Origin of the sequence: Mycobacterium sp. UM_11 (assembly GCF_001414075.1) — a bacterium.
Lineage (GTDB): Bacteria > Actinomycetota > Actinomycetes > Mycobacteriales > Mycobacteriaceae > Mycobacterium.
This window is the reverse complement of the sequence record NZ_LATC01000004.1, coordinates 37070-51253: the sequence shown is the minus strand read 5'-3', so window position 1 is coordinate 51253 and position 14184 is coordinate 37070. Positions and strand designations below refer to the sequence as shown.

Genomic DNA, 14184 nt, shown 5'->3' with positions numbered 1-14184 from the left:
CACTACCGATCCCAACTTGGGGCAGTAGCCGTGGCCGGCACGTCGTTTGACGTCGCCGGTCAGGACGCGACAAACGCGAGCAGGTCCGGGTTGAGGACATCCGCGTGCGTGGTCAGCATCCCGTGCGGGTAGCCGGCATAGGTTTTCAAGGCGCCGTTCTGCAGTAGGTTGACCGCCCGAGGGACCGAGCTCGCAAACGGCACGATCTGATCGTCGTCGCCGTGCATCACCAGGACGGGAACGGTGATCGCGCGCAGATCCTCGGAGTAGTCCTGCAGCCAGGAAGACACGGTCTCATAGTGCGCGTGGGCGCTGCCGGACATGCCCTGTCGCCACCAGTTCGCGATGACCGCCTCGGAGGGTTCCACCCCCGGTCGGTTGAATCCGTAGAACGGACCCTCGGGCACCGCGCGGTAGAACTCCGATCGATTTCCCAAGACACCCGCCCGCACCGCGTCGAACCACTCCTGGGGTTGCCCGCCCGGATTGTCCTCGGCCTGCGCCATGTTCGGGGTCGGGGAGGACACCAGTATCGCCTTGGCGACCCGCTCCTGGTGGCGCGCCACGTAGCGAGCCACCTCGGCGCCGCCGGTGGAGTGCCCGATATGGACGGCCTCGCGCAGGTCGAGCTGTTCGGTCAACGCGGCCAGGTCGGCCACCCAGTGGTCGATGTCATTGCCGGTCCCGGTCTGCTCGGATCGGCCATGCCCGCGCCGGTCGTGAGCGATCACCCGATAGCCCTCGTGCAGAAAGAACATCATCTGCGCGTCCCAGTCGTCGGCCGTCAGCGGCCAGCCATGACTGAAAACGATCGGCTGGCCAGAGCCCCAATCCTTGTAGAAGATCTCGACACCGTCCGACGTGGTGATGGTAGGCATGGTCGTCCTCTCGCAGTCACGGGCACACCCCGCGCTCGAGTAGAAGTCAACCGCATATCACCAGTTTTTTCTTGCGGGCTTTCAACAAATTGATGCCGGCGAGCTAGCGGGTGTCTTGCGTTGCGCCAAGGACGATCTGGGCTCCGTCGCCAGTGGTGGGTACGCCTACGAGCACGCGCTGAACGTGGCCGCTACCGAAGGGACGGTATTCGATGACGCCGAGCGCGCCACGACCCGGCTGGTTCGGTTTTAGAGTGGACAAACCTGTTTGATCCAGCCTTCGATGGCGCCGTTGTACTTGTCATATTGGGGGTCGTCGAACTGCGCACCGCGCGTGCCGACAAAATGCTCGACCGCTTCCTTGACCGACCCGGGTAGGTCGTACTTTTCGAAGGCGTCGCCGGCCTTGCGGGCGGCGTCGGCATTGGTCGCCGTCGCCAGGTCGAGGTTTGCCTGCGTGATTTCGACGCAGGCGCTCGGGTCTAGCCGGTCGGCGGCGGCCGCCTGGGACGAGCCGGCTTGCGGCGACGGGGCCGCCGCAGAGGAACTCGGCTTGGAAGCGGGGGGTTGTACGACGGTCGACTTCGTCGTCGAGCATGCCGCCACGGTCACGGCGGCCGTTGTGATCGCCACCGCCATCCATCGATACATACGGTCCTCCCAGGTATTGCTCGCGTCATGGCGAGCGCGCCCGATCGGCGCTGAGCCAAGCTAGCAACGTGGGGTTGGAATCCGATTGGAATTGTCCGACTCGACGACTGGCAAGTCAGATCAACAGTGTGGCCAGCGCAAGCACTACCCCGACCGCACCGCCGGCGATGAGCGCATAGCCGATACGCGATGTATTCGTGTGCAGGTAGGCGACGTGCGGCGCGCTGGGATCGTAATGGACCTCGACTTCGTCGTGCACCGCCGCGAGTTCCTGTTCGGCCTCGCTGCGCTTAAGTCCTTGGGTGGCATAGCCCCACCGGTCCGAGGTGTACGCGACGCCGTCGACCACGTACGTGTACGTCACTTTCGGCTGGTACCCGCCGCCTTTACCCCAGCGGCCCTCGCGGCCGGCTACAGCGGGCACCGCAGTCACTTCGCGGCCCACCACCGTGCCGCGTGTCGTCGCGAAGGAGGACATGCGCCGCGCCATGCGCACAGACCCCCACCCGGCCGCGATGGCCGCGCAGGAAATGATCAATACAAGGATCTCGGCGGCCACCCGAAGACCTTAATCCCCGGCCCTACTGGGCGATCGAGAGTTCGGTGATGCGGCACGCCAGCCGCTCGTCCCACACGCGTTCGCCGGTTGATCTGGCGACAGCTTGTGCGCGAACAAGGAGTTCGTGTGCGCGATCGCTTCTGCCGTGGTGGTCTTCGATGTCGGCAAGGAGGGTGAGGAAGAACGGCGTCATGACGGTGCTGCCGTCGCTGGTGTAAAGGTCGAAGGCCTCAAATGCACTGTCCGGATTGACATTTTCGTCGCTGAGGGTTCTGGCCCAGACGGCCACCATGGCGGCGCACGCCGCCCATTGTTGAGCGCCAGCGGCATTCATCTCTGCGCACACGCGTTCCGCAGTGGCCGCAGTGCCCTCGATGATGCCTAGGACTGCGTCGATCTCGACCATCACCAGTTTGGCCGAGAGCACGTTGAAATGGTCGCGACGGCTTTGCGCCAGTTCGAGGCCGGCCTGGCAATACTCGACGGCCGTGGCCCTGTTGCCGCGCACCGCCTCGGCGAGGGCCAGCCAACAGTAAACGCGGGGATGGAAGAAGTGCAGCGGATCGACAACCTCGTCCGGCGGGGGAAACAGCGTCAGCATCTTGTGGGCCGCGGCCGCTTGCGCATCCAGATTTCCGCCCAGGCCTTGGACCATGACTTCGATGAAATGGCTTGCCACTCCGATGTCGGGATCATGGCTGGCGGCATATTGGCCGTTCAGGCCGTTAGCCAGAGTCCGCGCCTCGTCGATTCGTCCTTGCCCGCAAAGGATTAGGCACTGCATCGCAACGGTGCCGTAAAAGTTGCGACCCTTCGCCCGTTCGCCGATCTCGAAGGCGCGTTGCAGTGCTTCGCTGGCGGTGGCGCTGCTTTGGCCGTCCAGGATCGACCTCATACATGCCAGGTGTAGCCATAATGTTGCCTGATGCTCGAGTGATTCGGGCTTGGGCGGCATCCGCCGGGAGACATCCAGCGCATGCGAGGCGAGGATTGCCACATCGTTGTACGCCGAACGATTGAGGGCCCGCCGGATAACCGAGTCGTGAATGTCAAGTGCCAGATCGGCATCGAGTTCCGGGCCGGCGCGCCAGGCATGGTCGGCGGCCGCGATGACGTCCTCGTACGCACCGGTGTCAACCATCGCAGCCTGACTCGTCGCGGCGGCGGCATGTAGATAGGCACGTTCGGCCGGTGGCACCTGCGTCAGGACCGCATCCCGGAGAAGACCGTGGCTGAACCGGTACGCCCCCGGCCAACCGGGAACCTCGTCGATCAGTCCGGCCTCGTAAGCGGGCTCCAGCTGACTATGAACCGTCACGGTGGACAGGTGGGCGATGTCGGCCAGCATCGTGACGTCGAATTGGGGACCGATTACCGCCGCCGCCTCCATGATGCGGCGACAGGGGCGGTCAAGCGCCGTCAGCCGTCGACTCACCACTCCGGCGACAACCTCGGATACGTTTTCCTCCGCTGATTCCGGGATGCTCTGAAGGTCGTTGGCGGTGGCGATCATCCGGACAAGCTCTTTGATGTAGAACGGATTACCCGCCGCATGTGTCCGGACGAACTGGAGCACGGGCGCCGGGGCGGGCCCGCCCGCGAGCGCCTCGACCAGATCGTCCGCCGCATCACGCTGGAGTCCGCTCAAATGCAGGGTTTTGACGCCACTTGACCTGATCAGTCGCTCGAACGATGGCCGATTCGCCGGCCGGTCTCGGCCGAGGAACGTCCAGTTGCCGATGACTTCAATTGGATACCGGGGGAGATGCTCCGTCAGGAGGACGAGCACGTCGCACGACGCGGAATCCGAGACATGTAGATCGTCTAGGACAATCAATAGCGGTCTCACCGAAGAGAGTCTGCACACCGCCGTGACGACACCCTCGATCAACTCGAAGCCAGTCGCGGGGGCGCGCACCGACGTGGCATCACGGCTCTCGTTCCACTCCGGGACCAGGGCGTCGATGACTCCCGGGACCGTTCTGCGCAGCGTCTCTCGGCCGGGTTCGCCAAGATCGTCTCCGAGCTGTCGCAAGATCTGGATCCATGTCCACATAAGCGGCAGCTGGATGTCGCTGGGATGCGCGGCCCACGCGACGGCCATGTCCACTGCCCCCGGATCGCGGCAAATAGCCCGCGCGAGTGTCGATTTGCCGATACCACTGTCTCCGGTCACCAGAGCCAGTTCACCGCATCCGGCGCGCGCTCGCGCCAGCGATTGGGCCATCGCATTCAGTTCCACGTCGCGTCCGACTAGCTGTTCTCGCTCGGACACCGGGCCGTCTGAAAGGCGGATCCGCCGCGGGCCCTGCCCGTCGAGTCGGAGTTCAGGGGAGCCATCGTTGATCTTTTGGTAGAGAACTCGCAGGCGTTCGCCGGGTTGCGTGCCGATCTCACGGTCCAGTACTGCGCAGGCGCGGTCGTACGCGCGCACCGCTTCCGCCGGACGGTCGGTTCGGTACAGCGCCAGCATCAGATGTCCCCACAGCCGCTCCTGCAGGGGATCTTGTGCGACGGCAGCTTCGATTTCTGGAATGAGGTCGCGCCCGTCGCCGAGTCGCAGCGCGGCGTCGAATCGTGTCGTGATCGCCGTGTTGCGCAACTCGACATAACGCAACGCGTCGCTGTGCGCGAAGTCGCGGTGGGTGAACTCCCCGAATGGATCGCCCCGCCACAAGGTCAACGCGTGGGTGAGCACATCGGATGCCTTCCCTGCATCACCCTGGCCCAGCGCGCTGTAGCCGGTCTTGACCAAACTCTCGAACTCGTGCAAATCGACGGAGTCGCCGTCGACGAGATTCAGCTGATAGCCGGAATTCCGCGCCTCCAGCCGAGATACGTTGCTGGCGGCAGCCGGCGAAGTGGAAGCCAGGCTCCTGCGGAGATTTGCGAGATAAGAGCGAATGGAGGTCAATGCTTTGGCCGGCGGTTCGTCTTCCCACACCGAGTCGATGAGCCGGTCCACGCTGACAACTGTGCCGTGACTGGCGAGGAGTACCGCGAGCACGCATCGCTGCTTCGGCCCCCCAAGCGGCGCGACCGCACCGTCGACGCGGGCTTCGACCGCACCGGAAAGCAAATACGCGACCATCACACCTGACCAGGAACAGCATCTGATTGTGGGGAGACAATACCTGGTCGCCAGCAAACATATCGCACAACTCTTTCGGTGCCGCTTGCCGCGGTGGGACGTACGGCGACGAGATTGGGGCTGGTTTGTGGAGCTCAGTGCCCGTCGTTGCGCCGGACGCGAGGTAAGGCACCAACAAACCCGCCCCGAGCCAATCGTCGCTGCGACGAATAGGCCTGGGGCGGTGAAGTTTTGACCGGACGTGCGCGGCCGCGGTCTGGGCGATCCCTCAGTTGCTGGGCACGCAGATGGTCTTGATCATCTTGTCGGCGATCGTCTGCCGCTTGGCATCCCACAACGGGAACAAGTAGCCGACGTAGCAGATCGCGCCGTCGACAAGGTGCGCGAGCTGACGCACGACTGACATGCCGAAACCGATCGGCTGGCCGGTCTGCTCGCTGACCACCTTGAACTTCAGCACCGACTTCCCGATGCTCGACCCGGTAGTGCCCTGCTTGTAACCGTAGTTCCAGACCAGATAGGCCAATCCAACGAGTATCGACAAACAGAACGCGGCCACCCCGATCGGGGAGTTCCCGGTGGCGCAGAACTGGCCCAAGTTGTACCCCGAGGTGTCGGTGACGCAAGCCGTCTCCTGCGTCGCCGCCTCGATGCCGTACCCGACACCGACGATGATCGCGTAGGGGATGAAATCAACGACGCACGCCAGCACGCGAGTCAACCACGCCGTATATGCCTGTTGGGGCATTGCCCCGCTCTGCGACGGTGCCGGGTAGTGGGCCGGCGGCACTGGCGGTTGTTCGGTCATTTGAACACCTTTCTCTCGAGGGTCAAGCCGCGGCCGGTTCCGCCTGCGCGCAGCCCTTTCGACTGCGTCGCCGCAACGTAGCAGTGACCGTTTGGAATTCGATTGGAAAGGGCGACGGCGGCCGCCAATTCAGCTCCGCACCCATTGCGCCGTCACCGCGAGGCAAGAGCGCGGTCAGCCGAGCACGACTCCGTGCTGTGACCCGATCGTTTCCGCAATCGTGATTTTCGCGCTCGTATCATTGGATTCACGGGAAAATCGGAAGCTTTGACCTGAACAACGCCGATCGGCGTCCGCAAGCTCGGGGGGCTGATATGACAACCGCAATTGCCGCGCACGAGCCAATCCGGGAGAGCGCTTCCCACGCGGCCGACGACGTCACTTCGGCGGTCGCGAGACTCAACGCCGTCGACTGGCGACGGGACACGGTCCGCGCCGAAATGAAGCCGGGCTGGCGACCCACGGAAGAAGAGATCGTCCGCGCGGCGATCACGGTGATCTTCGTAGCTCTCATGGCGGTGATCGGCGTCGCCGCGGGCGCCATCTTGACCATGGGCTAGTAGCGGGTACAGCGGCGTCCGAGCGTTTGGGTAGTGGTCGCCGAGCGCTTGAAGCGGCTTCGCATTTGGTGACGATTCAACAGTTAGGCGGCTAACAGGACCGATGCGAGGAACCAGGGGAGCGAGCGGGCCGGCAGGCAGGTATGCGCTCGCGCTTCTGGCGCTGTCCGCTCTGGCAGCCGGGTGCACGGTGAACGTCGACGGAAAAGTGGTAGCCGCTCCGACGATGGGCCATGCGCCTCAACCGCTTCCAACCAGTGCGCTGTCCGGATTGCTGCTCAGCCCAACCGAAATCGGCTCCATCATGGCCGCCCACATGGAGGTGGCCGAATCGGGCGACACCATGTACACCAATCGGCCCCTCGCCGATGGATGCTTGGTCTGGGCCGAGGCACAGGATTACTCCTACCAAGGCAGCGGCTGGACGGCCGTGCGCGTACAGCAACTGAAGGACCGTCGCGATAACGCGGATCACATTGCCTACCAGGCGGTGGTGGCGTTCCCGGGGGCTCTAGCCGCAAATGACTTCTACTCCGGCCAGGTAGCGGGCTGGGCGAATTGTGACAACCGGCGTGTCGATCTCCATGACCCGGGCGACCCCGCACCCCACTACTGGACGCTCAGTAAGGCCCGCGTGGAGGACAGCGTTTTGACGATAACGCGGGTGCAAGAAGAAAGCGGGGGACTTTGGGCGTGCCAACGGGCGTTGACGGCCTCCAACAACATCGTCATCGATGTGAGCGCCTGCGCCGAGGATGTCGGCGACCGGGGTGCTCAGATTGCCCACCAAATCGCGAAGAAGATCTCTTGAGCGTTGTCGACTCGCGCCTCCGCTCTTAGCTGCCAGCCGGCCGTTGCGGGAGTTTCCCCAAACCGCGTCAGTTGTGGACTATGGTGTTGCTGATTGCTGCCATCGGGAGGTTTCCATGGAAGGGACCCCGTTCGGCCGGTACCGATTAATCAACTTGCTCGGCCGAGGTGGCATGGGCGAGGTCTGGCGAGCCTATGACACCGTCACCGATCGGATAGTCGCGTTGAAAGTTCTCCCGGCGCATTTTGCTGCGGACAAGACGTTTCAACAGCGATTCCGCCGCGAGGCCCATTCAGCGGCACGGTTGAACAACCCTCACGTGGTGCCGATTCACACCTACGGCGAGATCGACGGGCGGCTATTCGTCGACATGCGCCTGATCGAAGGGCGCGACCTGGCAACCGTGCTGGCCTCCTCCGGTTCAATGCCTCCCTCACGCGCGGTGCACATCGTCGAGCAGGTGGCACACGCCGTATATGCCGCGCACAAGATCGGATTGGTGCATCGGGATATCAAGCCCTCCAACATCTTGCTCGATGAAAATGACTTTGCGTATCTGATCGATTTCGGGATCGCACGTGTCCTAGGCGAGACCGGTCTGACCGGCACCGACGCGGTGGTCGGCACGCTGCGCTACATGGCACCCGAGCGCTTCAAAGTCGGTGAGGCCGATGCACGCTCGGACATCTACGCGCTGGCCTGCGTGCTCTACGAGTGCTTGACGGGAGGCGCCCCATTTCCGGGTGACAGCATCGAGCAACAACTGGCAGGGCATCTGTCGGCGCCGCCGCCGCGCCCCTCTGACTCCGGCGCGCCCCCGGCATTCGATGCGGTCATCGCCACCGGCATGGCCAAAGACCCGGCCCAGCGCTACGCCACCTCTGTGGATATGGCACGCGCCGCGCGCGACGCGATCACGGTGCCGCTGCATGCGCGGGGCCCAAATGTACCGTCGGACAACGTCACTGCCCCCACTCGAGTGGCCTCATGGCCGAGTGAGCAAACGCAGCAGGCGCAGAAGCAGGTAGCCGGAAATCGTAAGCGCGTCAAGCGATCTTGGGCGATTGCCGCCGCGGTGATTGGCGGGGTCCTGGTGTTGGGCGGCGCGAGCCTATACCTGATGCGCGCACACACCTCAACGGCTGGATCTACGCAGGCGACGCGACCGGCGACGGCCGCCCCGCCGCCGTCGGCGCCCAGCGGGGGAGGCACGCCCACTTCGGGAGTCACCGCCGTGCCAAGCGGTCCACCTACGATCGCTGCCTCAGTACGGGTAGGCAATGGGGCCTTCGGTGTCGCGGTCGACTCGGCCGGCCACACCGCCTACGTCGCGAACACCGGCTCCAACTCCGTGTCGCTGGTCGATACCGGCAGCCGTACGGTCACAGCCACCATCGCGGTAGGACGCCACCCGGTGGGTGTTGCCGTGGATCCATCGACCCGGACCGTCTACGTCACCAACTACGACGACTCCTCGGTGTCGGTCATCGACACCACCAATGGCACGGTCGTCGCCAGAATCGGTGTCGGCAGCCATCCGGGCGGGGTAGTGGTCGACCCGGATGCCCGGATCGCCTATGTCACCAACGGTGATAGCGCATCGGTATCGGTGATCGACGTGACGACGCATTCCGTGACAGGGACGGTGCCCACCGGAAAAGGCCCAAGCCGCGTAGCCATCGATCGAGACGCGCACCGCTTGTTTGTCACCACTGCCGATCCAACAGTGACCGTCATCGATACCACGAACCGAACTGTCGTCGGTTCCGTCGCGCTTCGCGTCCACCCGGCCGGGATCGCCATCGACACCGCGTCGCACACGGCCTATATCGCCAGCGGCGACGATGCATCGGTGTCGTTCGTCGACACCATCAGCCTCGGCGTCACCGCTAGTGTGCCTGTCGGGCAACGCCCCGCGGGGGTGGCAGTGGACCCGCCGACGAACACCGCTTACGTGGCCAACTACAGCGGTGGGTCGGTGTCGGTGGTCGACACCACCAAACGCATCGTCACCGGAATCCTTGCGGTCGGAAACAATCCACTCGCCATCGCCGTCGACCCAGTCACGCACTTCGCCTACGTCAGCAGCGACCTCAACCATGGCTCGTTGACAGTGATCGAGCGCTGACGCCGGGGCACTTGCCGCTGGATGTCGTGGCGCACCGGTGGATCTTCACTCGGTGCTCTGGCTTGCCGTCTAAGACCGCGTTGTAAGTTCGTTCGGGCGATCGCCTGCGCATCAAGTGATTCGGTTTGAAGTCCCGTCCGGGCGAAAGGTCAGCCGCAACTTGACCCGCCACAGCAAGACGCGAGAGGAAGCCAATGAGAACGATCGCAAACCGCCACACGGCAATCGTCGGCCTGGCCGCCGTCGCGCTGATCGCTGCGGGCTGCAGCAATGGCAATAGCGTCGACACGTCGGCGCCGTCTCAGGTCGGGGTGAGCGCCACGTCCACGTCAAAAGCCCCGGCGCCGCCCACCGAGGTGAAGCTCATAGGTGAGCGCGACGTCGAGGTGACTCTGACCGGCCCGATCGCGGTCAAGTACTCGTCGGCAACGGAGGATCAGAAGAAGGCACTCGGCAAGCCGCTGACGGGTGACCGCAACGCGGGGACGCGGGACAGCGGCGCGGTGTTCCAGCAATTCCAGGGCGGCGCGATCATAGCCAGGAACGGCGCGGCCGACACACCGGCGTACATCATCGTGGGCAAGATCCGGGAGGCCTGGAATGTCCCACGTGGCCCGGACGGCACGCCCGCGGTCACCGGCACTAACGGTTCGGCAGGGCCGCTGGGCTTGCCCACCAGTGACGTGAACGCCATCGGCGACCTGCAGGTGTCGACCTTCGAGCACGGCAAGATCGAGTACAACCCGGCGACCGGCCAGGTCGCGGTGACGGTAAACGACAAGGTCGTCCCATCCGGGCTCTAGCTCGAATTGCGCACGGCGCCCTCGCCGCTACCGCACATCGCCACTTGGATTGGCTCGCATCAAGACTCCACCGGCTGGCCGACTCATCCCACAATCGCCCGCGCGGCGCGCTCTGCGATGAGCATGACCGGCGCGTTGGTGTTGCCGGAGATGATGGTGGGTATGGCCGAGGCGTCGACCACCCGAAGGCCGGCGACGCCGTACACGCGGCAGTCCGTGTCGAGCACCGTGGCGGCCGAATGCGGCCGCCCGCGAGCGTCAAAGGCTCCCATCGCGCAGGTGCCCACCGGGTGGAAAATAGTCGTACCGAGTTCGCCGGCCGCCTTCTGCAGCGCTTCATCGCTCACCACCTGCGGCCCCGGAAGCAACTCCTGCGGGCGGTAGCGGGCGAGGGCCGACGCCGCCATGATCTGCCGGGTCATCCGAAGGCCCCGCACGGCGATTTGACGATCGGCGTCGGTCGACAGGTAGTTGCAGAAAATTTTCGGGTAGGTGAGGGGATCTGCACTGGCCATGCGCACATGGCCTCGCGAGGTGGGTCGCAGATTGCAGACCGAGGGAGTGATCGCGCCGAAGGGGTGCAGGGGTTCGCCGAACTTCGGCAACGACAAGGGCTGCACATGCCACTCCAGGTCGGCACTTCCCAGCGCGGGGTCGCTCTTGGCAAAAGCCCCCAGGGTGGAAGGCGGCATCGTCATGGGCCCCGATCGCAACAGCAGGTACTGAAGTCCCATGCCCGCGCGGGTGATCCAGTTCCGGTACAGGGTGTTGACGGTCGGCGCGCCCCGGACCCGGTAGATCGTTCGAATCTGTAAGTGATCCTGGAGGTTTTCGCCCACTCCTGGCAGATCGACGGCCACCGGCACTTGATGCTGGGCGAGCAGGCCGGCTGGGCCGAGACCCGAGACCTGCATCAGATGCGGCGACCCAATCGCTCCGGCGCTCAGGATCACCTCCTGGCGCGCCCGGATTTCGACGATTTGGCCGCCTTTGAGCAGGCGCACACCGGCGATGCGGCGCCGGGCCGTGGTCCAGGCGCCCCGGCGCTGAGCCTCGTGGACGTGGTCATCCATCAAAAGCCGCAACGCCTGAGTGTGCGTGTAGACGGTGAGATTCGGCCGGTGGGCGATCGGATGCAAGAAGGCATCGGCCATCGACCAGCGCCGGCCGCGCCGTTGGTTGACGTGAAAGTACGCACAGCCGGCGTTGTCGCCCTGGTTGAATTCATCGATCGGGGAGATGCCCACCTGGGCGGCAGCGGCCTGCCAGGCGTCCAGGATCTTCCAGCGCACCCGCGGTAGCTCGACGCGGATCTCACCACCGGCGCCGTGCCAGTCGTCGGCTCCGCCGTAGTAGTTCTCCAACTCTTTGTAGATCGCCAGTGTCTCGCCGGGACTGTCCGTCCCACCCCACAGCCAGCGCTCGTCGCCGGTGGCCTCCGCCCACAGCGCGTAGTCACTGGCCTGTCCGCGCATGTGGATCATGGCGTTGATCGACGAGCAGCCACCGATCACCCGGCCGCGCGCGTAGTGAATGCTGCGGCCGGCCAAACCGGGGTCGGGTTCGGTGGTGAAGCACCAGTCGGTTCGAGGGTTGGCGATCGTGTACAGATAGCCCACCGGCACCTTGATCCAGAACCAGTCATCCTTGCCGCCGGCCTCAATCAGAAGCACACGGCGATCGGGGTTGGCGCTGAGCCGATTCGCGAGCAGGCAGCCTGCGCTGCCTGCCCCCACGATGATGAAGTCGAATTCGGCAACCGGATTCATTGCGAGTCCTAGTGTGCGCGATGACCACCACATCCCGCCGAGGAATGATGGGCCTCGATTGATAAGCGAGAACCGTTGAGCGGCAGGGCAGTACGCGGTAGCTCAACTTGACATAATGTCGCTTATCGGCACACCGGCAACCGGGCCGTTCGGCGCCGCCCACCCGAAAAGCCTGGCAGCGGCCGTCGTCTCGTGCGCAGCCGCTCACAGCTCTCCGCTCCGGTCGGTCTCCGATGGTCTTTCGGTCGCGCGCCGCGGGCCGCGAGAACGCACACGCATCAACCGCCGATACCTCGGCGCCGGGATGCGCGCGGTGCGCCCGAAGGGCCGGCAGTGCCACCTCGGGACTCACCCGCTGTCGATGGACTCGGCGGCATCAATACGTCACGGTGACGATTTGATGCCTGGCACGCCCCTTCGCATGCCACCAATCGTCATGGCACATCAGCCAATACCGAACGGGTCTCAGCGTTGCGCCTTCCGGTTCCGCATGGTTTCTCGGCTGCAGAATTTCCCGCCGTCGGGCTTGCCCACCCGCCCCATAGGGCCACGGCCGGCTGTCCCCCGGGCAGCAATCTCGACCGAAGACGCGCACGCCCCCGCCGCACGAATGAGGCGCCGCCCCAACGCAATTCGTCACTGTGACGTTATGGTGGGGCCGCGCCCGACCGTCAGCCCCCGGGTGGCGACCAGTGCACCACCTTGACCGCGGTCAGCTCGTCGAGCAGTTCGGGTCCGAAGCCGAACCCCGTCCCACTGGCGCGGCGAGGCTCGGAGGCCCCGCCCGGCGCGCCGCCGACGACGGCGTTGATCTTGACGGTGCCCACCGGAAGGCTGCGCCATGCCTCCTGGGCATGCGCCATGCTGCCCGTCAGCACGGTGGCGGCAAGTCCGTAGCGGTCGTGCGCCGCCTCCGTCAACGCGGTGGCGAAGTCGGGCACCACCCGCACGGGCGCGATGGGACCGAACGTTTCCTCGCGCATGACGAGCATGTCGGGTGTGCAATCGGTCAACACGGTGGGCGGATAGAACGAGCCGGGCCCGGGTCGCGGCTCGCCGCCGACGAGCACGTGGGCCCCGCTGCCGGTGGCGTCCTCAACATGCGCGTGCACGTGTTCACGATGACGCTCGTCGACCAGCGGCCCGATCCGATCGGCCCACGAGATCGCCTCGTCGATCAACGCGTTGAGGAACGCGTCGGCAATCGATCGCACTACGTAGACGCGTTCCACCGACACGCAGATCTGTCCGGCGTTGGCGAAGGCGCCGAGCGCCGTCTGGGCGGCCGCCCAGGTCGGGTCGACGTCGGCGTCGACGATCAACGCGTCGTTGCCGCTGCTTTCCAGCAGCGCCTTGGCGCCGCGTTCGGCGCAGGCCCGGGCGATCTCCCGGCCGGTCGCACTGCTGCCGACATGGGCGACGACATCGACCTGCTCCGCGCCCGCCAGCCGTTCCCCGACGGTTCCGTCGCCGTCCACGATCTCGAGCACGCCTGCGGGCACCCGAGCCGCCAGCAGTTCGGCGAACCGGCGCCCCGTTTGCGGGCAGCGCTCACTTGGCTTGTGCACGACCGTGTTTCCGGTGACGAGCGCCGCGCCGAGCAGCCCGGCCGCCACGGCGACGGGATCGTTCCACGAGGTGATGACCGCGACCACGCCGCGCGGCTGGGGAACCATGAGATCGGTGGCCGACCAGCCGCCCTGCAGGGCGTGCCCGCGGTGCAGGGGCCACAGTTGGGCGTACTGCAGGAGCGTGTCGATCCCGGCGTCCACGCCGGCGCGGGCGTCGTCGCGCAGCTTGCCGGTTTCCCGCTCGTTCAGTTCGGCGAGTTCGTCGGCCGCGGCGCGGACGTCGTCGGCGGCAGCCGCGATGGCGGCAGCCCGTTCGGCGGGCGACGTGCGCGCCCACGCCTCGGCGGCGGCAGCGGCGCGCCCGACCGCTTCGTCGCAGTCGGCCGGCTCGGTGATCGGCACCTGCGTGACGGTGTCGCCGGTGCGTGGATCCAGGACGCTGATGATTTTGGTAAGGGTCGAAGCCACGACCCCGGATACCCTGTCCCCCGCCAGGCCAATCAGCCGCGCCCGAGCGGCGCTGGTCAGGCCGGGAAGTTGCGCCGGCGCAGATTG

The 14184-nt window shown here is 65.5% G+C and carries 10 protein-coding genes and 1 pseudogene; 4 read left to right on the top strand and 7 right to left on the bottom strand.

Features of this window, described 5'->3' with window-relative positions; translation table 11 throughout:
- Nucleotides 1-59 precede the first annotated feature (59 nt).
- From WU80_RS02185 to WU80_RS02165, 5 genes and pseudogenes are all read right to left on the bottom strand, one after another.
- Entirely contained in the window at nucleotides 60-878 is an 819-nt protein-coding gene (locus WU80_RS02185; protein ID WP_055399269.1) for an alpha/beta fold hydrolase, read from the bottom strand.
- A 249-nt stretch (nucleotides 879-1127) separates the two neighbouring features.
- Nucleotides 1128-1517 (bottom strand): hypothetical protein, encoded by a 390-nt coding sequence (locus tag WU80_RS02180; protein WP_055399271.1) that lies wholly within the window; start codon nucleotides 1515-1517, stop codon nucleotides 1128-1130.
- A gap of 127 nt (nucleotides 1518-1644) precedes the next feature.
- Complete coding sequence (locus WU80_RS02175; RefSeq protein ID WP_055399273.1) at nucleotides 1645-2088, bottom strand: DUF3592 domain-containing protein; 444 nt, start codon at nucleotides 2086-2088, stop codon at nucleotides 1645-1647.
- Between the two features lie 22 nt (nucleotides 2089-2110).
- Nucleotides 2111-5179 (bottom strand): AfsR/SARP family transcriptional regulator, encoded by a 3069-nt coding sequence (locus WU80_RS02170; RefSeq protein ID WP_055399348.1) that lies wholly within the window; start codon nucleotides 5177-5179, stop codon nucleotides 2111-2113.
- Between the two features lie 268 nt (nucleotides 5180-5447).
- Nucleotides 5448-5975 (bottom strand): annotated as a pseudogene (locus tag WU80_RS02165) (RDD family protein); the annotation flags it as partial.
- A 326-nt stretch (nucleotides 5976-6301) separates the two neighbouring features.
- Between WU80_RS02165 and WU80_RS02160 the strand changes: the two are divergent.
- The 4 genes from WU80_RS02160 (at nucleotide 6302) to WU80_RS02145 (ending at nucleotide 10289) form a co-directional block, all read left to right on the top strand.
- The gene (locus WU80_RS02160; protein WP_055399277.1) at nucleotides 6302-6547 is read left to right on the top strand and encodes a hypothetical protein; all 246 of its coding nucleotides are present in this window, start codon (nucleotides 6302-6304) and stop codon (nucleotides 6545-6547) included.
- A gap of 190 nt (nucleotides 6548-6737) precedes the next feature.
- Nucleotides 6738-7358: a sensor domain-containing protein gene (locus WU80_RS02155; RefSeq protein WP_231633717.1), complete on the top strand. Its 621-nt coding sequence runs from the start codon at nucleotides 6738-6740 to the stop codon at nucleotides 7356-7358.
- 115 nt (nucleotides 7359-7473) lie between these two features.
- On the top strand, nucleotides 7474-9486 hold the full coding sequence (locus WU80_RS02150; RefSeq protein ID WP_082459696.1) for a serine/threonine-protein kinase: 2013 nt from the start codon (nucleotides 7474-7476) through the stop codon (nucleotides 9484-9486).
- A 194-nt stretch (nucleotides 9487-9680) separates the two neighbouring features.
- Nucleotides 9681-10289: an LGFP repeat-containing protein gene (locus WU80_RS02145; RefSeq protein ID WP_055399283.1), complete on the top strand. Its 609-nt coding sequence runs from the start codon at nucleotides 9681-9683 to the stop codon at nucleotides 10287-10289.
- 83 nt (nucleotides 10290-10372) lie between these two features.
- Here the strand turns inward: WU80_RS02145 and WU80_RS02140 are convergent, their stop codons facing one another.
- Both WU80_RS02140 and WU80_RS02135 read right to left on the bottom strand, forming a co-directional pair.
- On the bottom strand, nucleotides 10373-12058 hold the full coding sequence (locus tag WU80_RS02140) for a GMC family oxidoreductase (RefSeq protein WP_055399286.1): 1686 nt from the start codon (nucleotides 12056-12058) through the stop codon (nucleotides 10373-10375).
- A gap of 671 nt (nucleotides 12059-12729) precedes the next feature.
- Nucleotides 12730-14097, bottom strand: a complete 1368-nt coding sequence (locus tag WU80_RS02135; RefSeq protein ID WP_369808480.1) for an aldehyde dehydrogenase — start codon at nucleotides 14095-14097, stop codon at nucleotides 12730-12732.
- Nucleotides 14098-14184 lie beyond the last annotated feature (87 nt).